This is a genomic window from Acinetobacter sp. Ver3 (assembly GCF_000632455.1).
Taxonomy (GTDB): Bacteria; Pseudomonadota; Gammaproteobacteria; order Pseudomonadales; family Moraxellaceae; genus Acinetobacter.
Map to the genome: position 1 here is coordinate 1 of NZ_JFYL01000002.1, position 19,461 is coordinate 19,461.

General features: G+C 39.4%; 17 protein-coding genes and 4 pseudogenes. 11 read left to right on the forward strand and 10 right to left on the reverse strand.

Features of this window, described 5'->3' with window-relative positions:
* The 3 genes and pseudogenes from CL42_RS00780 to CL42_RS00790 form a co-directional block, all read right to left on the reverse strand.
* Positions 1 to 537, reverse strand: a pseudogene (locus CL42_RS00780) (hypothetical protein); the annotation flags it as partial.
* 246 nt (positions 538 to 783) lie between these two features.
* Positions 784 to 1,629 (reverse strand): annotated as a pseudogene (locus CL42_RS00785) (YifB family Mg chelatase-like AAA ATPase); the annotation flags it as partial.
* A gap of 89 nt (positions 1,630 to 1,718) precedes the next feature.
* Positions 1,719 to 1,946 (reverse strand): accessory factor UbiK family protein, encoded by a 228-nt coding sequence (locus tag CL42_RS00790; RefSeq protein ID WP_035264082.1) that lies wholly within the window; start codon positions 1,944 to 1,946, stop codon positions 1,719 to 1,721.
* Between the two features lie 272 nt (positions 1,947 to 2,218).
* Here CL42_RS00790 and glnK point away from each other — a divergent pair, with 272 nt between their 5' ends.
* The 7 genes from glnK (at position 2,219) to CL42_RS00825 (ending at position 8,380) form a co-directional block, all read left to right on the forward strand.
* Entirely contained in the window at positions 2,219 to 2,557 is a 339-nt protein-coding gene (gene glnK, locus CL42_RS00795) for a P-II family nitrogen regulator (RefSeq protein WP_004650081.1), read from the forward strand.
* A gap of 59 nt (positions 2,558 to 2,616) precedes the next feature.
* Positions 2,617 to 4,011 (forward strand): ammonium transporter, encoded by a 1,395-nt coding sequence (locus CL42_RS00800; protein ID WP_035263878.1) that lies wholly within the window; start codon positions 2,617 to 2,619, stop codon positions 4,009 to 4,011.
* Positions 4,012 to 4,149: 138 nt separating this feature from the next.
* Positions 4,150 to 4,614, forward strand: a complete 465-nt coding sequence (gene nrdR / locus CL42_RS00805) for a transcriptional regulator NrdR (RefSeq protein WP_035263879.1) — start codon at positions 4,150 to 4,152, stop codon at positions 4,612 to 4,614.
* 31 nt (positions 4,615 to 4,645) lie between these two features.
* Positions 4,646 to 5,743 (forward strand): bifunctional diaminohydroxyphosphoribosylaminopyrimidine deaminase/5-amino-6-(5-phosphoribosylamino)uracil reductase RibD, encoded by a 1,098-nt coding sequence (gene ribD, locus CL42_RS00810; protein WP_035263880.1) that lies wholly within the window; start codon positions 4,646 to 4,648, stop codon positions 5,741 to 5,743.
* Positions 5,740 to 7,032 carry a DNA adenine methylase gene (locus CL42_RS00815; RefSeq protein WP_035263881.1) on the forward strand — a complete coding sequence of 431 codons (1,293 nt, stop codon included), beginning with the start codon at positions 5,740 to 5,742 and terminating at the stop codon, positions 7,030 to 7,032. The genes ribD and CL42_RS00815 overlap by 4 nt, the downstream gene beginning before the upstream one ends.
* A 28-nt stretch (positions 7,033 to 7,060) precedes the next feature.
* Positions 7,061 to 7,720: a riboflavin synthase gene (locus tag CL42_RS00820; protein WP_035263883.1), complete on the forward strand. Its 660-nt coding sequence runs from the start codon at positions 7,061 to 7,063 to the stop codon at positions 7,718 to 7,720.
* 111 nt (positions 7,721 to 7,831) lie between these two features.
* Entirely contained in the window at positions 7,832 to 8,380 is a 549-nt protein-coding gene (locus CL42_RS00825; protein WP_035263884.1) for a VTT domain-containing protein, read from the forward strand.
* Positions 8,381 to 8,425: 45 nt separating this feature from the next.
* On the opposite strand, the gene CL42_RS00830 is transcribed toward CL42_RS00825, so the two are convergent.
* The 4 genes from CL42_RS00830 to CL42_RS00845 all read right to left on the reverse strand — a co-directional run bounded on the left by CL42_RS00830 (position 8,426) and on the right by CL42_RS00845 (position 11,239).
* Positions 8,426 to 8,644, reverse strand: a complete 219-nt coding sequence (locus CL42_RS00830; protein ID WP_035263886.1) for a hypothetical protein — start codon at positions 8,642 to 8,644, stop codon at positions 8,426 to 8,428.
* Positions 8,645 to 8,753: 109 nt separating this feature from the next.
* Positions 8,754 to 9,362, reverse strand: a complete 609-nt coding sequence (locus tag CL42_RS00835; RefSeq protein ID WP_035263888.1) for a hypothetical protein — start codon at positions 9,360 to 9,362, stop codon at positions 8,754 to 8,756.
* Between the two features lie 30 nt (positions 9,363 to 9,392).
* Positions 9,393 to 9,800: a DNA polymerase III subunit chi gene (locus CL42_RS00840; RefSeq protein ID WP_035263890.1), complete on the reverse strand. Its 408-nt coding sequence runs from the start codon at positions 9,798 to 9,800 to the stop codon at positions 9,393 to 9,395.
* Positions 9,800 to 11,239: a leucyl aminopeptidase gene (locus CL42_RS00845; RefSeq protein WP_035263891.1), complete on the reverse strand. Its 1,440-nt coding sequence runs from the start codon at positions 11,237 to 11,239 to the stop codon at positions 9,800 to 9,802. Before CL42_RS00845 ends, CL42_RS00840 begins: the two co-directional genes overlap by 1 nt.
* Before the next feature lie 143 nt (positions 11,240 to 11,382).
* Here CL42_RS00845 and lptF point away from each other — a divergent pair, with 143 nt between their 5' ends.
* The 4 genes from lptF (at position 11,383) to CL42_RS00865 (ending at position 16,416) form a co-directional block, all read left to right on the forward strand.
* Positions 11,383 to 12,483, forward strand: coding sequence for an LPS export ABC transporter permease LptF (gene lptF, locus CL42_RS00850; protein WP_035263893.1), 1,101 nt, complete (start codon positions 11,383 to 11,385; stop codon positions 12,481 to 12,483).
* Positions 12,483 to 13,553: an LPS export ABC transporter permease LptG gene (gene lptG / locus CL42_RS00855; protein ID WP_035263894.1), complete on the forward strand. Its 1,071-nt coding sequence runs from the start codon at positions 12,483 to 12,485 to the stop codon at positions 13,551 to 13,553. The genes lptF and lptG overlap by 1 nt, the downstream gene beginning before the upstream one ends.
* Before the next feature lie 123 nt (positions 13,554 to 13,676).
* The gene (gene gpmI, locus CL42_RS00860; protein WP_035263895.1) at positions 13,677 to 15,221 is read left to right on the forward strand and encodes a 2,3-bisphosphoglycerate-independent phosphoglycerate mutase; all 1,545 of its coding nucleotides are present in this window, start codon (positions 13,677 to 13,679) and stop codon (positions 15,219 to 15,221) included.
* Positions 15,222 to 15,240: 19 nt separating this feature from the next.
* Positions 15,241 to 16,416, forward strand: coding sequence for a S41 family peptidase (locus CL42_RS00865; RefSeq protein ID WP_035263896.1), 1,176 nt, complete (start codon positions 15,241 to 15,243; stop codon positions 16,414 to 16,416).
* 28 nt (positions 16,417 to 16,444) lie between these two features.
* Here the strand turns inward: CL42_RS00865 and CL42_RS17700 are convergent.
* The 3 genes and pseudogenes from CL42_RS17700 to CL42_RS00875 form a co-directional block, all read right to left on the reverse strand.
* Positions 16,445 to 16,627: pseudogene (locus tag CL42_RS17700) on the reverse strand (helix-turn-helix domain-containing protein); the annotation flags it as partial.
* A 104-nt stretch (positions 16,628 to 16,731) separates the two neighbouring features.
* Positions 16,732 to 17,860, reverse strand: a pseudogene (locus CL42_RS00870) (sigma-54-dependent transcriptional regulator); the annotation flags it as partial.
* A gap of 17 nt (positions 17,861 to 17,877) precedes the next feature.
* Positions 17,878 to 19,449 (reverse strand): sensor histidine kinase, encoded by a 1,572-nt coding sequence (locus CL42_RS00875; RefSeq protein ID WP_035263899.1) that lies wholly within the window; start codon positions 19,447 to 19,449, stop codon positions 17,878 to 17,880.
* Positions 19,450 to 19,461: the final 12 nt, after the last annotated feature.

Here is a 19,461-nt window from a genome sequence, read left to right on the forward strand (position 1 = left end):
AACATGAATCATCCCATTATTAGTTTTTTTGATTTTTCTGTAACACGTAGGATTTCCATCAAATAATCTTAATGTTTGAATAGGAGTAGAGATATTAAAATTTTTAGGAAAAAATAAAAAATCGTCGCCTTTACTTTCTGGTAGATAAACTTTTAATTTTTCTAAAATATATTCAATAATATCGATATCTAAAAATAAATTAGTTGATGAAATACCATGACCAAAGATACTTTCATTTCGATCTTCAACATATGTATGTAAGATATTTCTTAAAGATATTTCTTTGATTTGTAGCCATTCTACTAATGCAGGTTCGTTTGAAATATCTTTATCTTCAAAGTAGAATCTAGCTAAAGAGCTGTTTTTCAATTTTGCTATCTGTGTTAGAGAGTTACTTATAAAATCAACGCATGTTCCATCGGCCGGTTGAGATAGCTCAATAAAACTAATATCAATTTTTGACATGTTTTCAGAACTTTCTTTAGCTAAAATATTTATATATTCTGCATTTGAAATACAAATATGTTGAATAAGCATTCTAAAAATACTCAGACTTACTTCAGCAATATTTTTTGTGTTTTTAATTTACGTGCTGCTTTAATATTATTTAAAAAGATATTATACATTGCAAGATCCAAATATATAGTTAGTACTTTGATATTGTTTTAAATTATATTAAATTATTTTTTATATTCAATGATTTATTTCAAATAAAGATTACTGTAAAGATAAAACCTGTAATTTATCGCATAGTTGTTTGGAATGTCGCATAGTTGTTTGTAAATGACATCCACCACCAACCAAGGCCACAGCGGATGCCGTATGATGTGGCGCTCTAAAGGGGCGATGACCAAATTGATAAGGTGTATTTGCAATGGAGTAAATACTTGCGACCTCTAAGTGTTCTTGATTAGTTAATGGGGGCAAGATGCCAGACAATCTTGAGGCAAGCAGTGTTTTACCAGTGCCTGGCGGGCCTTTAAATAAAATCGAATGTCCACCAGCTGCTGCGATTTCTAAGGCACGTCTTGGACGTAATTGACCTTTGACATCAGCGAGATCAAATCGATTTTTTTGAGGTTGGATCGTTTTATTCGCTAATATGGGTTGAATTGGACTCGACTGATCAAAGTGCTGGCAAACATCTTTTAAAGATTTGGCTGTATACACCTCAAAATTGGGAAGAAGTGCTGCATCATCCAAATTACTCACAGGAATCATTAACTCATGACCTGCGGTTTGACATGCCATTGCGATCGTCAAAGTTCCAGTTACAGGTCTTAACAGACCATCGAGTGCCAATTCACCTATAAATTCAAAACGGTCAATACTTTGATCATGTAGTTGCCCTGAAGCGATTAAAATCCCCAAAGCAATAGGTAAATCAAGCCTTGAACTATCTTTGGGTAAATCAGCAGGGGCTAGATTGATCGTCAGCCGTTTGGTTGGAAATTGAAAACCGCTATTAATGATTGCAGAACGGACACGATCCTTACTTTCTCGAACAGCAGCTTCTGGAAGACCTACAATGGTGAGTGAAGGTAATCCTTGGCTGACATGAACCTCGACTTCAATCAGTGGTGCATGTAAACCAAGAAGACCTCGGGTATAAATTTTTGCAAATGACATAAAACTGAACCATTATTATATTATTTTTAGAATTGCTTTATTTTTAATCACTGACTTTGTGTTTAAGCACTGTATTGGTGCAATGTTGCTTATTTTTGATCGGAAATTAAGCTTTCTAGTGATTTTAATTGCGTTTGAAGTTCTGTTAAACGGGAATTGGCATTGTTTAGTGCAGTTTTCTGACGTTCGATTTCTTCTTTAGAAACCAAATCCATTTTACTAATCGCTTCGTTTAACAACGCTCTCACATTTTTTTCTAAATCTTTTTTGGGTTGGTCAACCTGTTCTAAGATTGCCTGTAATAAAGTTTCAATCATAGTTCTTCCGAATAATAAGTCATCAACATTGAAGTTTAACATCCGTTTTGGATTGACCCTAGTGTTAACTACATTTCATAGGTTAAACCAATAAGAACATAAAAAAAATCCATCAAAATTCCCAATATTTTTAGAACATAAGACCGTGTAGGCGTATAAAATAGGTTATAAATAAGTTCATGCTGGCTGATTAATATCCCCAACCATTATGAAGTTTGGCATGAAATTTGAACATAAAACCTTACTGGTGAAAAAAGCCGAAGGAAAACAACATGAAACTCGTAACAGCAATTGTAAAACCATTCAAATTAGATGACGTGCGTGAAGCACTCTCTGAAATTGGCGTTCAAGGGATCACCGTAACTGAAGTAAAAGGTTTTGGTCGTCAAAAAGGTCATACTGAACTTTATCGTGGTGCTGAATATGTGGTTGATTTTTTACCTAAAGTAAAAATTGAAATCGCAATCAGTGACGAAATGGTTGATTCAGTGATTGAATCAATTACACGTGTAGCTAGTACTGGCAAAATTGGTGACGGAAAAATTTTCGTGACGAATCTAGAACAAGTTATCCGTATCCGTACTGGTGAGACTGGTGCTGACGCAGTTTAATTTGGCATGAAGTTTGCTGAGTAGCGAATAACTCACAAAAACTAGGTTGGGGGATACGAATGAAAAAAATGCTAATGGCGCTGAGCTTGTCTGGCGCACTCTTAGGTGGTTCTGTCGCATGGGCTGAAGAAGCAGTGTCAGAACCAACTTCTACTGAAGTTGCAGTTGTTGAAACTGAGGCTTCATCTACAGATTCTAATTTGGTTGAAACATTACCAGCAGCTCCAGAAGAAGCTCCTGCTGAAGAAGCGGCAGTTCTTGATACGGGTGACACTGCCTGGATTTTAGTTTCAACTGCACTCGTTTTACTCATGACCATTCCTGGTTTAGCGCTGTTCTACGGCGGTATGGTACGTAAAAAAAATGTCTTAAGTACCATGGCACACAGCTTTGTCGCTGCTGCAGTGGTCAGTATCGCTTGGGTGGTGGTTGGCTACACACTTGCTTTTGGTGAAGGTAATGCCTTTATTGGAAGTCTAGATAAATTTATGTTGTCTGGTATCACTACAGAAGCATTGAGTGGAACAATTCCAGAAATTTTATTTGTCATCTTCCAAATGACATTTGCAATCATTACCGTTGCCATTATCAGTGGTTCTATTGCAGAGCGTATGAAATTTAGTGCTTTTGTTGCGTTTATCGCAATTTGGGTGGTGGTTGTCTATGCTCCTATTACACACTGGGTATGGGGTGGTGGTTGGTTAGGTAACGATGGTGCACTTGATTTTGCAGGTGGTACAGTTGTTCATATTAACTCAGGTGTTGCTGGTTTAGTTGCGGCGTATATGCTTGGTAAGCGTATGGGGCTAGGCAAAGAATCAATGGCGCCACATAACCTCACATTGACTGTCATTGGTGCGAGCTTAATTTGGGTCGGCTGGTTTGGTTTCAATGGTGGTTCTGCATTAGGTGCAAATGGTTCAGCAGGTTATGCATTGGTTGTTACTCAAGTTGCTGCTGCCGCTGCTGCCATTTCATGGTTAATCACTGAAAAAGTCGTTCGTGGCAAAGCTTCAGTGTTGGGTGCGGCATCAGGTGCGGTAGCTGGTCTGGTTGTGATTACGCCAGCTGCTGGATTCGTGACAGTAGGTGGTGCTTTAGCGATGGGCTTAATTGGTGGTGTCGTGTGCTTCTGGGGTATTACAGCATTAAAACGTGCATTGAAAGCGGATGACTCATTAGATGCCTTTGGACTTCACGGTGTTGGTGGTATCGTTGGCGCAATTCTAACCGCATTCTTTGCAAGTGAGTTCATCATGGGCGATGCAGCACCTACAAACGTATTAAGCCAATTATGGGTACAAGTTGAAGGTGTTCTTGCAACAATCGCTTATTCAGCAATCCTGACATTCATCATCTTAAAAGTCATTGATTTAATCATCGGTATTCGTGTTGAGTCAGACGATGAGCGTATGGGTCTGGATTTAAGTCAACATGGTGAGCGTGTTGAATAACGATTAAACACAATAATCAATATATAGTGTGAAACAGCCCTTTGGGGCTGTTTTTTTTCTATATATTGATGAAAGCTCAACATGAGCAGAATTTTTTGATACACTTGGTGCAAATAGAATTTGTTCAATTAAACCGCTATGCATTGTCCATTTTGCAACGCCGCTGATAGTAAGGTGATTGATTCACGTTTAGCTGCTGAAGGCTGCCAAATTCGCCGTCGTCGTGAATGTATTAGTTGTAATGAGCGTTTTACAACTTTTGAAAGTTTTGAAGTGGTGATGCCTCGTGTCACCAAGTCTGATGGTAAAAATGAACCTTATGATGAAGCGAAACTTCGTCGTTCACTCATGCATGCTTTACAAAAACGTCCCGTGACACAAGAACAAATTGAAACGGTGGTCAGTGATATTCAACTTCAAATTCGTCGACTAGGTGAACGTGATGTTCGTTCTCGTACAATAGGCGAAATTGTAATGAAGGCTTTATTTGCCCTTGATCATGTCGCATACGTACGTTTTGCCTCTGTATATCAAGATTTCCAAGATGTAGAAGCATTTCGCCGTCAAATCGAACAAATGCAACACCGAGATCAAGAACATTAATCTCGCCCCAAATTCAACTTCAAGGTTATGAATGTCTGAGTTCTCGCAACAACAGATCGATCAAGATCAAATGTGGATGCGTCGTGCAATAGCATTGGCGAAGCAAGGTCAATATTCGACAAAACCAAATCCTAATGTAGGTTGTGTCATTGTCAAAGACGGACAGATCATTGGTGAAGGTTTTCACCCCCAAGCTGGGCAACCACATGCCGAAGTGTTTGCACTTCGTCAAGCAGGGGAGCTAGCACAGGGTGCAACGGCATATGTCACACTAGAGCCTTGTGCGCATTATGGTCGAACTCCTCCTTGCGCGAAAGGCTTAGTAGAAGCGGGCATTGCAAAAGTGATAGTGGCTTGTTCAGACCCTAATCCATTGGTTGCTGGTAAAGGTGTGGCTATCCTACAACAAGCAGGTATAGACGTTGAAGTCGGGATCTGTGAGTTGGAAGCGCGTCCTTTGAACTTAGGCTTCTTTAAAGCTATGTCTAAGGGATTACCTTATGTACGTTTAAAGGTCGCGTCGAGTCTCGATGGTCGTACAGCAATGGCTTCAGGGGAGTCGAAGTGGATTACAGGTGAATTGGCACGTCAGGATGTTCAACATTGGCGTGCAATTTCTGGTGCAGTGATCACGGGTATTGAAACAGTGTTGGCTGATGATTGTCAGTTGAATGTTCGAGCTTTACCGAATATTGAATTAGAGCGAGTTGTGCAGCCTAAACGTGTGATTTTAGATCGTCAAGGTCGCTTACCTTTAGATGCTAAAGTGTTAGAGAATCCTGATACTGTCATGGTCATGGGGCCATTTCGAGCAGAGCTTGCACAACTTGGCGTGATTCAACTCGAAGTTCAGCCCTTAGTTGAATTGCTAAAAGTCTTAAAAGATTTTCAAATCTATGATGTGATGGTGGAAGCTGGTGCAACCCTATCTACTGCATTTTTGCAGGAAAATTTGGTAGATGAATTGATTAGTTATATTGCACCTACACTATTAGGTCAATCAGCTCGTCCAATGTTTAATGCTGAATTTAAACAAATGACAGAACAACTCCGTTTTAAACTTCAAGATGTAACTCAGTTAAGTGATGACATCCGTTTAAAATTAATCCCTGATCAAGAGTCGCTATGAGTACAGAGTCAACGGTTTATCATAAACGTCGCCATGCAGCACGTACGACAGATGAGTATTTGTTTAATCAACTTGTGCCTTATTTAGGCAACAAGCGTCGTTTATTACATTTGATTCTTGAGGCATTAGAAAGCACTGGAACTTTGAATACGAGTTCAGGTCGAGCGCCTATCTTTGCGGACTTTTTTGCTGGAAGCGGTGTGGTTTCTCGTTTGGCTCGTCAAAATGGCTACCGAGTAATAGCGAACGATTGGGAGCCTTACAGCCACGCACTTAATCATGCCATATTGTCATGTACTGAAGCTCCTGCTTTTAAAGAATTAGGCGGATATCAGAAAGCAATTGATTATCTTAATCGCTTGCCTGAGGTCAAAGGATGGGTGACACACAATCTCTGCCCTCGTAATGATGAAATCTATGATCCTTCAAGAGACCGTTTATTCTTCAAACGCCGAAATGGCATGCGCATTGATGCAATTCGCCAACAAATTGCAACTTGGCAAGCTCAAGGTGCAATTGATGATGTGGAAATGAGCGCTTTACTTGCACCTTTATTGTATTCAGCAAGTTTTGTGAGTAATACGTCAGGCGTATTTAAGAGTTTCCATCACGGCTGGGGCGGTAAAACTCAGACGGCTTTAGAGCGAATTGAATCATTACTATGGCTGACCCCAGGTCGTTTTTGTGAAAATTCAAATCTGACAGGCCCAGCGGCTGAAATGTGGTGTGTGGATGCTCAACATTTAGCAAATCAAATGAGCGGTTTCGAAGTCGATGTGGCATATTTGGATCCACCCTATAATCAGCATGCGTATAGTAGCAACTATCATGTATTGAATGCTTTGACTTTATGGGATCAGGTAGATTTACCAAGTCCAGATACTAAGGGTTTCAAGAGCGGAATCGACCGTGCTTGGCGTAAAGAACGACCAAGCCCATACAATTCTTCTAAACATGCCAAAGAAGCGTATGAAAAGCTTTTGCAAACCATTAATGCACGCTATATTTTGACCAGCTATTCAACAGATGGAAATATTGAGGCTGGTGATTTACTTAAAGCGAATTTAGAGCGTGGACGAGTCACAATTTTGACTCAAGATGTTCCAAGATATCGTGTGAGTAAGCAGCGTCAGTCTGAGCGTGCGCGCGTTCTTGAGTTTATCGTGATTACAGACACGCACGCAAAATCAGGACCGCCAATTCGACAGTTACTTGGTCAGTTACACCACTATGCTGAATTGGGTGGTGTTGACACTACAGGCGTCGCTGAACAATTGGATTTATGGTAAAAATAGAACAAATTTAAGAGTACCCATTATGTTTACAGGCATTGTTGAAAGTTTAGGAAAAGTCGAAAGTTTACAAAATGTAGGTGGTGATATCCGCTTGCGTATACAGACTGATCTTGATATGTCTGATGTTCAATTGGGTGATTCAATTGCGACCAATGGCATCTGCTTAACTGTTATTGCATGGGGCAATCAATGGTACGAAGCAGACGTGTCACTTGAAAGTATTCATCGTACAACTTTATCGAGTTGGAAGGTTGGGCAAACCGTCAATGTAGAAAAAGCGATGTTGCCGACAACTCGCTTTGGTGGTCATATTGTCAGTGGACATGTGGATGTTGTTGGTGAAATTACAGTGCAACGTCAAGATGCACGTTCACTCTATTTTGAGGTAACGGCCCCGCCTGAAATTGCAAAATATTTAGCGGAGAAAGGTTCTATCACAGTTGATGGAATTAGTCTTACAATCAATCATCTACGTGGCAATGTGTTGAGTTTAAATCTTATTCCTCATACTGCAGAGCGGACCAATATTAGTACGTGGAAAGTCGGGACTAGAGTAAACTTAGAAGTCGATGTACTTGCACGATATATTGAACGTTTATTGCTTGGGGATAAGGCTGCTGAGCATAAACCTGAGTCTAAATTAAGCATGGAATTTTTAGCACAGAATGGTTTTTTACGTTAAAAAATGATTAAAATAGAAAACAGCCTAAATTTTTAGGCTGTTTTTTTGTTTAAATAAATTAGGTATACAATCTATCTAAAGGAGAAAGCAACGTGCTCAGAGAACTTCAGAATGATTGATTTTTTACTGCATTTAGAGCAGCTTTTACCTAGTTTATTAGAGCAATATGGCGTATGGATTTACGCAATTTTATTTTTAGTGATATTTGCGGAAAATGGTTCCGTTTTCATGTTTTTTTTACCTGGGGACAGTTTGCTCATCGCCATCGGTGCTTTATGTTCGACCACTGAGTTGATTCATTTGCACTATATGGGATTGTTATTATTTATCGCCTCAGTCCTTGGTTATATTCTCAATTTCTATACAGGGCGATGGCTTGGTGTTAAATATTTTAGCGAGCACTCACGTTGGTTAAAACCTGAGTATATTGCCAAAACCAATGCTTATTTCGAGAAACATGGTGGTAAGACCATTTTAATTGCGCGCTTTATCCCTTTTGTACGTTCTTTTGCTCCATTCGCTGCGGGCTCTGGATATATGAGCTATAGCAGTTTCATGTTTTACAATATTATTGGTGCTTGGATTTGGATCGCACTTTTACTAGGTATGGGGTATGGCATGGGAAATATATTCTCAGCCGTTTTAGATTTTTTTGCTTAAATTGATACTTCAAACCTGTTAAAAAAAAGCCCTCAGTGGGCTCTTTTAAATTTTATTAATGGTGAGTGATGTGCGATCAAACCAATTCTCTACCAAAGCTTCATCTTGAATTAAAAAGTCGCCTTTTTTCGACTCATGTTTTAAATACACTAAAACCGATTGAAAATCTGCTCGACTAATCAATAGTTCTTGAGCACTGATCGTGACATGTTCGCCAGATTTCAAATGAGTGATTCGTTCAGAGATGTTGTTTAAAAGATCCATGGTGATACTTTCCTCATGTCCGTCAAATCGCAGAGAGCATTTAAATCACATTCATGGTGTGACAAATATGTTTCATTTTGATGACACTAAGCAGCCACCCTTTGAGCTTCTAAGAGGGTAGAGATGTATTTTTTAGAATAAGTTCGATCTCTTCTTTTGCTGCTGCTTGGAGTTTTGATTTAAAAATTTGTACGGCATCTTCAATCATGGTTTCAGCTTCAAGCTCGAGACGTAAACGAATCGTATCTAAATCTTGATGAATTGATAAATGCGCAGAAGAGTTTCCTGAAAAGTCCCGATGAGGTGTAGTCACTTTTTGGTATTTTTCAGTATATTCATCGATTTCTGCATCAATCACTTGTCGTAACTGTACGAGCGAATCGGTTTGTTGTTGAAATTTAAGAAATTCGTCTTGTAGAAGCTTTTGATTATAAGCCTCTTGCAGTGCACGTTTTTCTGCTAATGATTTTTCTAAAGCCAATTGCTTACGAATACGAGCTTCTTCAATTAATCGTGCTTTTTCATCCGCATAAGCCTGTTCAACCTTTAATTGAGCCACTTGCTGGGCACGATTATCATGGTCTAGCCATTGCTCTGGTTGAGTTTGAGGTTCGAGTAAATCACTGATGCGATTAAGGTCGTCGATAAAAGCTTGGCGAACCGCTTCTGGCGCTTTCAACCAACGTTTTTTAAAATCTTGACCGACATTAATGGCCACCGTGATTCTCCTTTTTCCAATGACAACGCGCTAAAGTTTATGTGTTTGAGGTGAGATACCTAATTTTCGATAGGTTTTATATTTCTCTCGTCCAATTTCTTTGGCGGCTTCGTTGTTTTCAATAATTTCGATAATGTGACTGAAACGTGAAGGATCTTCAAGTGCATGAATGTGAAAATTAAACACGATCCATTCCTGAGTTTCAGGGAGCTTAGACGAAATACAAATAGCTGCTGATTGATCATCAATACCATGTGTCAAAAAACTCTGCGGATCGAAACTCCAAAGTAAATCATCGAGTTCGTTTTGAATGCTCAATTCTGGACAATGAATCCATATTTTTGCAGGGTTACGCAGAATTTTTCGACATAAACGACAGGCACTTTGGACCTGTCGTTCTGGACTCTTTTCAAATAAGTAGAAGCTGATTTTAGACATTAATTTACGCGATTTGCGAGAAATTGAACCAATAATGGAACTGGGCGACCAGTTGCACCTTTTGCTGCGCCAGATGTCCAAGCTGTACCAGCAACATCTAAATGTGCCCAACGATATTCACGTGTAAAGCGTTGCAAGAAGCAAGCAGCTGTAACAGCACCAGCTTTTGGACCACCAATATTGGCAATATCAGCAAATGGAGAGTCAAGCTGCTCTTGGTAGTCATCATAGACAGGCATACGCCATACACGGTCAAATGATTGTTCACCAGCTTGAGAAAGTTCATATGCCAGTTCATCATCTGGTGTGAACATACCTGTTAAAACAGAGCCTAACGCAACAACACAAGCGCCTGTTAATGTTGCGATATCAATCACAAGTTCTGGGTTAAAGCGTTTGACATAGGTCAGCGTGTCACAGAGGACTAAGCGACCTTCGGCATCTGTATTTAGAATTTCAACAGTTTGACCACTCATCGTGGTGACGATATCACCTGGTCGAGTTGCATGACCTGATGGCATGTTCTCAGCCGCCGCAATTGCACCTACAACATGAATCGGAAGGCGAGCTTCACAGAGTGAACGCATAGTTCCTAAAACTGAAGCTGCACCACCCATATCGTACTTCATTTCATCCATGCCTAAACCTGGTTTTAATGAAATACCGCCCGTATCGAAAGTGATCCCTTTACCCACGAGGACGATAGGAGCTTGTTCAAGTTGACCTTGATATTCAAGAGTAATGATACGTCCAGGGCGATCTGAACCTTTGCTGACTGCAAGAAATGCATTCATGCCAAGATCAGCAATTTGCTGTTCATCTAGCACGGTTACTTTCAATAAATCTGGGAATTCTGCTGCCAATGCAATTGCATGATCCGCTAAATATTCAGGAAAACAAATATTTCCTGGACGATTTGCTAAATCACGTGCAACGTTTTGACCGCTTTCAATTGCTTGAATTAAGTTAAGTTGATTTGACGTTAGCGTAGAGTTTGATGCAATTAGATGAACTTGTTCGAGTATAAAGTCATTTTTTTTCGACTTAAACTCGTCAAAAGCATAAGCAGATTGAGTGAGTTTAAGTGCAAATAAGTAGTGTAATTCATTCGGCAAAGCTGAAATATCAACACTGATTTGTTTGAATTTTTTTTGTGAAGCTTTGATAATAGTTTGTGCAATTTTTGCTAATTTTGCAGCTTTAACTTCTTGTGCATTACCTAAGCCAAGTAGAATGCTATTCGGTTGATTTTCAATTTGACCCAATAACGATAAAGACTCATTGAAACCTGCTTTGAATTGAGCTGCTTCAGTTAGGCTGTCTAAATTGTTGATTTGATAGTTGCTTTTAACTGCATGGGTGTTTTCAGAGTCGACTAAAATAACCAAATGTTGGCTTTCTGAAATTTGTGCCAATGATGTATTAATTGAAAGTTTCATATGCTTGTTGTGTGCCTATTGAGACCGTTTAAATCATTAAACCATTGAAACACTACCAATGATAGAATTTCAATGAGGTTTTATATTTTTAACATTCGGGTAAACTAGCGCTAGCCGATTTAACCTAATTTTGGAAGATTACTTTGATTATAAGACGTTACCTCGTCAAACAAGTGGTATCTACCTCTGTGGTTGTGATTTCATTGCTTACACTCATCATGTTGGGTGGGCGTTTGATCAAGTATTTTGGCGTGGCAGCTCAGGGTCGAATGGATGCAAGTATTTTATTTAGCATCATTGGCTACCGTCTTCCAGAATTTTTGACATTGATCTTACCTTTAGGTTTTTTCATTGGTCTCATGTTGGTGTTTGGCCGACTGTATGTAGATCATGAAATGGCGGTTCTCAATGGCAGTGGTGTTAGTCGTAATCAATTGGCTCGTTTATTGTTACCTCTCACAGCCATTTATTTGGCCATTCAAACGGTATTAATGGTATGGATGTCTCCATGGGGTATACGTGAATTTGAAAAGCTTACGACGACCCAAGCGGTTCGATCAGGCTTTGATTTGGTACGTCCAAAAGAGTTTATTTCCTCAGGTCCTTATACCATTTATGCTGGTGCACTTTCAGAAGATCGTAAAAACTTAAAAGAAATTTTCTTCTATCAGCGAGCAGATAAGCCTGAAAAACCTGACATCATGATTTTAGCGAAAGAAGCGACACGTGTTGAAATGGTCGGTGAAACAGCGAGTGTTGTTGATTTAACCCAAGGTCGCCGTTACGAAATTTATCAAGATAGTCCGAAATATAGTCATACTGAATTTGCTTCATATCGTTTGCGTCTTGAAAGTGATAAAGAGGCGAAATTTGAAAGTGGTGATGTAGAAGCGTTACCAATTTCGAAGTTAATTGAAACCCGTGAAGATCCTGTAGTAGCCAGTGAATTGGGCTGGAGAATATTTGTGCCATTTACATTGATTGTGGCATTGATGTTAGCAACGGCATTGTCTGAGGTTACTCCACGCCAAGGACGATATTTAAAATTATTTCCTGCACTCTTAATTTTTGCCAGTTTGATTGTGGCATTAATGGCGATTAAAACCAGAATTAGTAAAGATGAGATTGGTATTTGGGCTTATCCCGCTATCTTGATTGTTTATGCAGTGGGTGCAGCGATTTTCTCGCGTAAACAAAAACTAGCACCTAAGTTAAAAAAACGAATTGAGCAGGTGAAATCATAATGTTGGCACGTCGAATTGTCGCAAAACATGTGACGAAAACCACAGCGCTGGCGATGTTGGGTGCTACAGCGATTTTATCAGCCCTTCAAATTCTTTTTACCTATATGGGTGAATTAGGCAGCCTGAAAGAAGGATATGGAGCTTGGCAAGCACTTATTCATGTTCTATGGGCTTCACCGCAATATTTATATGAAATTTTACCTATTTCAGCATTGATTGGTGCAGTGCTCGGTTTGGGTTCAATGGCTTCAAATAGTGAGCTGATTGTCATGCGCGCTTCAGGGATTAGCCTGTGGCGTATTGTGGGTTGGGTCATGCGCTCAGCAATGCTCTTGGTATTGCTTTCATTTTTACTCAGTGAATATGTTATTCCTTACACCAATGAGCGGGCGGAAAGTATTAAAGACCGTCGTTCTGTTGCTGAGCTTGGCGAAGTCAAAGGGTATTGGACTAGAGAAGGTCAACGATTTATTTATATTGACTATGCAAATGCGCAAGGGCAGTTACGTCAAGTTGAGATGATGGACTTTGATCAAGATTATCGTCTGAAGTCAGTCTTGACTGCGAATCAAGGTCAATTTGTACAAAATGGACAATGGTCTTTAATTGAAGCCAGTCAGATGGATATTTTTCCTGAAGGCTATTCGAGACTGATTCAAACTCCTCAGCAGGATGTTGCTTTAGCGCTTCAACCTAAATATGTTCATATGGTGACGATTGATCCTGAAGATTTAGCTCCAAGCCAATTGATCAGTTTTATGCGCTATATGGATGAATATAGTCAAGTTCCTAAAACGTATTTACTTGCATTCTGGCAAAAAGTGGCTTCGCCATTTGCATTGTTGGCACTCGTACTGATTGCTTGCTCTTTTATTTTTGGCCCTTTACGGCAACAGTCTATGGGTTTTCGTTTAGTGATTGCGTTATTTGTAGGGCTTGGTTTTTACTACCTACAAGACTTCTTAGGGTACGCGAGTTTGGTGTATTCACCATCTCCAGCTTGGTTTGTTTTTCTGCCAATTGTGCTTATCTTTGCGGTAGGTAGCTATTTGCTATATCGAGCGCGCTAGAGAATTTTTAAATTGAAAAATAGATGGTCTAGATCAATCAAAGCCATCGTGTTCAGATAGAGTCTTAATGAAAAATTCGTTAAGATACGTTGATTAATTTGTAAACAGAAAAGAGTGTATATCATGACGGATGCAACTGCTGGCAAAATCCCTCACGTTTTAGTCATTATGGATGGTGTGGGTCATCGTGAAGCGGTCGAAGATAATGCTTTTCTTGCAGCGAAAACACCTAATTTAACTGCAATGAAACAGAATCATCCACATGGTCTGATTTCAGGTTCAGGTGAAGATGTTGGTCTTCCAGATGGCCAAATGGGGAATTCAGAAGTTGGTCATATGAATCTTGGTGCTGGACGCGTGTTGTATCAAGATTTCACTCGTATTACCAAAGATATCCGTACTGGTGATTTCTATAAACATGAAGTATTGGTTGATGCTGTAGAAAAAGCAAAAGAAAATCAAAAAGCAGTACATATTTTTGGATTGTTGTCTGAAGGTGGTGTTCACTCTCATGAAGACCATATTGTTGCTATGGCAGAGTTGGCACTAAAAAGAGGTGCTCAAGTCTATTTACATGCTTTCTTAGATGGTCGTGATACTCCCCCAAAAAGTGCACAACCATCTTTAGAGAAATTAGATGCATTATTTGCCCAATATCCAGGTCAGGGTCGAATCGCAACGATGATCGGTCGTTATTTCGCAATGGATCGTGACAATCGTTGGGATCGTGTCGAACAAGCATATCGTTTATTAACAGAAGGTGAGGCTGTTCGCGTAGTTGAGTCTGCTGTGGAAGGTCTCGAACAAGCGTATGCTGCTGAAGAGTCAGATGAGTTTGTGAAAGCAACACGTATTGGGGATGTAGCCGCAGTACAAGATGGTGATGCTGTTGTTTTTATGAATTTCCGTGCAGATCGTGCTCGCGAATTGACAAAAGCATTTGTTGAACAAGGCTTCGATGGTTTCGAGCGTAAAGTTGTGCCTCAGCTTGCGAAATTTGTCATGTTAACGCGCTATCAAGCGACAATTAATGCGCCGGTGGCATATATGCCAGAACCGTTGGTCAATTCAATTGGTGAATACCTGTCTAATTTAGGTAAAACTCAATTACGTATCGCGGAAACTGAGAAATATGCCCATGTGACTTTCTTCTTCAGTGGTGGTCGTGAAGATGAGTATCCAGGTGAAAAACGTATTTTGATTCCATCACCAAATGTTGCAACCTATGATTTAAAACCAGAAATGAGTGCTTATGAAGTCACTGATGAGTTAGTGAATGCAATTAATTCAGGTGAATTTGACTTACTCGTTGTGAACTATGCAAATGGCGATATGGTTGGACATACAGGGGTATTCGATGCTGCCGTTAAAGCAGTAGAAGCAGTGGATGTCAGCTTAGGTCGCGTCTATGATGCAGTGATGGCGAAGAAAGGCCATATGTTGATCACTGCGGATCACGGTAATGTTGAACAAATGCAGGACTATGAAAGTGGTCAAGTCCATACTCAACATACAACTGAGCATGTGCCATTTATTTATGTAGGTCCAACTCAAGCGAAAATTGCAGAGGGTGGTGTGCTTGCAGATGTTGCACCGACATTATTGAATTTAATGCAGTTGCCTGTTCCTGCTGAAATGAAAGGTCGCAATTTAGTGACTTTAGTTTAAAAATAAGAAGGAATTCAGTATGAATCCATTGTTATTCAAACTCATGTTAGGTCTAGCTTTAAGTTTGAATGGGGTTCATGCTTTCGCTGCTGGATCTAAGGGTCCAGCAGTTGATCCTTTAGAAGAAGACTGGTCATCTAACAGTTCAGAAGTTCCGATTGAATCTATACAGCAGTTTGTTCAGATTTACGGTACAGTAAAAGAAAACTATGTCACTGAAGTCACTGACGATCAGTTATTTTTACAAGCGATCCAAGGTTTGGTGAGTGGGCTAGATCGTTACTCTCGCTATTTATCTCCAGAAGATTATCGCCAACTCCTCAAATATACCGAGGAGGATTTAGCGAGTATTGATTTTGATCTTAGCTTTGATACCTCACGAGGTTTATGGCAGATCGAAAATTTAGATCCCGATAGTGACTCGGCAAAATTAGGATTGGCCAACGGCGTTACACTTTACAAAATTGATGGACAAGAGCTTAGATTGTTAAACCAAGATCAAGTCAAAGACTTGCTCAGCGGCTCGATTGGATCAACCATCAGTTTACAAAGATCACCGAACTCATCTCCAATTATTTTAGTGAGAAATCAAAAACTAGATGTTGCCGATATACAAGCACATATGCTGAGTAATCAAGTTTTACTATTAAAGGTGAAAGTTTTTCAGCAAGATACTGCGAATGAAATAAAACGTTATATCGATGAGCATCATAGCCAACAACTCAAAGCTGTTTTAATAGATCTAAGAAATAATCCGGGTGGATTATTATCTTCTGCTGTGGAAACGGCAGATTTATTTTTAAATCAGGGTTTGATTGTATCTACACGTAGCCGTTCAGAAGGTGATCAACAATTCCAAGCTTTACCTGGACATGAATTTACAGGGCTTAAAGTCGGAGTATTGATTAATCAACGTTCGGCTTCTGCAGCAGAAGTATTTACGGCAGCAATGAAAGATCATCAACGCGCCGTAATCATTGGTGAAAAGAGTTATGGTAAAGGTGTTGTGCAAAAACTCTTTCCACTTGAAAATGGTGCGGCACTACAAATGACAGTATCTCATTACTTAACACCGTATGGTGTCGAGATTGATGGGCAAGGCATAGCCCCTAATATCGAATATCCTTGGCCGCAGGATATGAAGGAGGAGGTTTACCTCCAACACGCAGCCGATTTGTTGTTAAGAAGCCGTTAAATATCATCAATATCGGGGTGATGCTAAGTTATTCATCTTCAGTATCTAAACCAAATTTTTTTAAACGATATCGTAATGAGCGGAATGTCATCCCTAATTTTTTGGCGGCTAGGGTTCTGTTCCAATGCGTTGAGTTTAACGCATTAATTAAAACTTCTTTTTCTACTTTCTCAAGGTATTGTTCTAATCCCTCTTCGGGCAAACCTTTGGGTATTTGAGACGTTAAATCAGTAGTTGCTTCAATTTGACTATTTGGTTGTTGTGCTAAAGGTTGGGATGTTAAGCCTAATGAAGGGCTTTTAACATGCTCGACGGCTATGAGCTTATCATCGCAAAGTGTAAGTGCACGCTCGATGATATTTTTAAGTTCGCGTACATTCCCCGTAAATGGTTGTTGTTGAAGGAATAGTATCGCGTCTTGAGATAGTTGAGGGGCTTCAATACGCCATTCACTACTGATTTTATCAATAAAATGTTGAGCTAGAACGGGAATATCTTTGGGTCTATCGCGGAGTGGGGTAAGACGTAAATCCATCACATGAATTCTAAAAAATAGATCTTGTCTAAATTTGCCTTGCTGAACCAATTGCTCAAGATTTTGATGGCTTGCACTGACAATTCTAAAATCAACATCAAGCTCTTTATCACTGCCAATCGGACGTATTTTCTTTTCTTGAACTGCTCGTAGCAATTTAGCTTGCATGGCGAGTGAAAGCTCTGCAATTTCATCTAAAAATAATGTTCCACCATCAGCAGTTTGAATTAACCCTTGTTTGTCTTGGTCAGCACCCACAAAACTGCCTTTGATATGACCAAATAATTCACTTTCCATCAGGTCTTCATTCATCGCACCACAATTGATCGCGACAAAGGCATGATCATGACGATTACTGAGTTGATGAATAAGATTCGCAACGATTTCTTTACCAGTCCCTGATTCACCTGTAATAAAGACGGGTGCTTGTGATCGAGCTATTTTTTTGATTGCTGTACGAAGCTGTTGAGTTTGTTCTGAGACACCAATCAGCAGTTGTTCCTCAAGTGGAAGCTGATTGAGATCATCATCCACTGCAGGGGTATGTAATGCTTTCTTAAGCAATTGATGCAAATGCTGTTGATTAATAGGCTTACTAACGAAATCGAAAGCGCCTGCTTTTAAAGCAGAGATTGCCAACTCCATATTGGCATAGGCGGTCAGTACCGCGATGGGCGTCTTCGGATAGTGCTGGGTGACGTATTTAACTAAATCGATGCCATTGCCATCCGGTAAATTGAAATCGGTGATACACGCATCGTATTTATATTCGCTTAGAAAATGTAGCGCTTGTTTCAAATGATGTGCCATATGCGTTTTAATGCCCATCCGAGAAAGGGTCATTTGCATCAACATGCATAAATCAGGTTCATCATCGACTAAAAGTACTAAAGGTTGTTGTTTTACCATAACCTGATCTTATCCATCTAAACGTCTGTCTTATGGCATGTAATACGAAAACATGCACCTTGCTGTTCTTGCTCGATATAACTCAATTTTGCTTGGTTAGCTTCACAAATACTTTGTGATAAATATAATCCTAAACCAGTTCCATTGGTTTCAGTACTAAAAAATGGTTGAAATAATTGAGATAAATCATGTTGTTGGATGCCTTTGCCAAAATCGATAACATCAATAAAAATTTGATTTTCTGAACAACTGCTTCTGACAAAAATGTACTCTGCGGTCGGATCATTATGACGAATAGCATTACGAATTAAATTAATCAGAACTTGTCGCAGTTGGATTTCATCAAAATAAACTTCAAGATTAGCTTCAAGCTGTAATTGAATATGAGAACTGATATCTGCTAAATCTTGGTGAATAAGATCATGCATAAACTGTTCAAAATGAATTAGTACACCAGCAGTTTTTTTATTCTTTGCCATATCCAATGTGTCTTTGACAATTTTATCAATACGTTTTGCTTGCTTGGCAATCATTTGATTGAGCATACGTTTTTGTTCTTCATCCGAATCATCATTAAGTTCATTAGCTTGTACGATTGCCGCTAAAGGATTACGTATTTCATGTGCAATACTGGCTGATAATTGACCAAGAGAAGCTAATTTCATTTGTTGAACTTTCTGATTAAGCTTTTGCGCATCTTCCAAAATTAATAGCGTGAGCGCTTGTTGAGGTGTAACCAGTTTTTGAATGCGAATATCAACCGTATAGGATGATTGATGCGATTCAAATTGAAAGCGCTCTCCATGAGCAACTAATGTGTTTTTGAGAATTTCATAGAGATCTGGTTGAAAATTTGCAAGATTATATTGTTCATGAGCATAGAGTGGCGAAATACCGAGTAGAGAACAAGCAGCAGGATTGCAGACGATAATTTTACAGTGATCATCTAAGACAAGATAACCAACTTCGATTTGCTCAAGAATATAACGATTAATATTTTGTAATTTAAAGAGTTCGTTAGCTTGATGTGTATTGACCGATTCGAGTACTTGAAACCGTTGTATTGATACTTGACCAATGCCATGAACCACAAAAAATAAAAAAGCAAGAAAGGCACTGTCACCAATATTATTTAGACTTTCAATGGAGAACAAACTACCAAAAAACTGTTGATATACGACCCCAATCACCGCAACCAATGTGATGAATAAGGCTTGGTTTTTACTGAGTAAAAAATTTGCTGCAAAGACGGAAATGACAAACAATAACCCAATTGCGATATTGGGGCCACCGAGTGCAAAAGTAAGGGTATTTAGAAAGAGCAGGTCAACTGCAAATAAGGTGATAATTTGTTTAGAAATGGCTTGTGGTAAGTATTTTAAAACGATCGTTTGTACAATGCTGCTTGCGACATAAAGGAGTAAAGCGTAAAAATAGATTGATTCGTATTGATAAAAATAACGTTCAGAATCAATCGTCAGTAGGAATATGAGCGTTAAGCTTAGGGCGATAATGACACGATAACTTGAATATAGCGTTCCAAGACGGTAGATCGTTTGGTAAATAGAAATTGAAGCAGCAGACGTCATTGGAATACTCAG

Bases quoted from the DNA above. Each gene is read 5' to 3' on its own strand.
- glnK (WP_004650081.1), top strand. From the start codon at position 2,219: ATGAAACTCGTAACAGCAATTGTAAAACCATTCAAATTAGATGACGTG.
- gpmI (WP_035263895.1), top strand. From the start codon at position 13,677: ATGACGGATGCAACTGCTGGCAAAATCCCTCACGTTTTAGTCATTATG.
- CL42_RS00845 (WP_035263891.1), bottom strand. From the start codon at position 11,239: ATGAAACTTTCAATTAATACATCATTGGCACAAATTTCAGAAAGCCAA.
- CL42_RS00875 (WP_035263899.1), bottom strand. From the start codon at position 19,449: ATGACGTCTGCTGCTTCAATTTCTATTTACCAAACGATCTACCGTCTT.
- CL42_RS00815 (WP_035263881.1), top strand. From the start codon at position 5,740: ATGAGTACAGAGTCAACGGTTTATCATAAACGTCGCCATGCAGCACGT.
- CL42_RS00865 (WP_035263896.1), top strand. From the start codon at position 15,241: ATGAATCCATTGTTATTCAAACTCATGTTAGGTCTAGCTTTAAGTTTG.
- lptG (WP_035263894.1), top strand. From the start codon at position 12,483: ATGTTGGCACGTCGAATTGTCGCAAAACATGTGACGAAAACCACAGCG.
- CL42_RS00825 (WP_035263884.1), top strand. From the start codon at position 7,832: ATGATTGATTTTTTACTGCATTTAGAGCAGCTTTTACCTAGTTTATTA.
- CL42_RS00790 (WP_035264082.1), bottom strand. From the start codon at position 1,946: ATGATTGAAACTTTATTACAGGCAATCTTAGAACAGGTTGACCAACCC.
- CL42_RS00840 (WP_035263890.1), bottom strand. From the start codon at position 9,800: ATGTCTAAAATCAGCTTCTACTTATTTGAAAAGAGTCCAGAACGACAG.
- CL42_RS00830 (WP_035263886.1), bottom strand. From the start codon at position 8,644: ATGGATCTTTTAAACAACATCTCTGAACGAATCACTCATTTGAAATCT.
- ribD (WP_035263880.1), top strand. From the start codon at position 4,646: ATGTCTGAGTTCTCGCAACAACAGATCGATCAAGATCAAATGTGGATG.
- nrdR (WP_035263879.1), top strand. From the start codon at position 4,150: ATGCATTGTCCATTTTGCAACGCCGCTGATAGTAAGGTGATTGATTCA.
- CL42_RS00800 (WP_035263878.1), top strand. From the start codon at position 2,617: ATGAAAAAAATGCTAATGGCGCTGAGCTTGTCTGGCGCACTCTTAGGT.
- CL42_RS00820 (WP_035263883.1), top strand. From the start codon at position 7,061: ATGTTTACAGGCATTGTTGAAAGTTTAGGAAAAGTCGAAAGTTTACAA.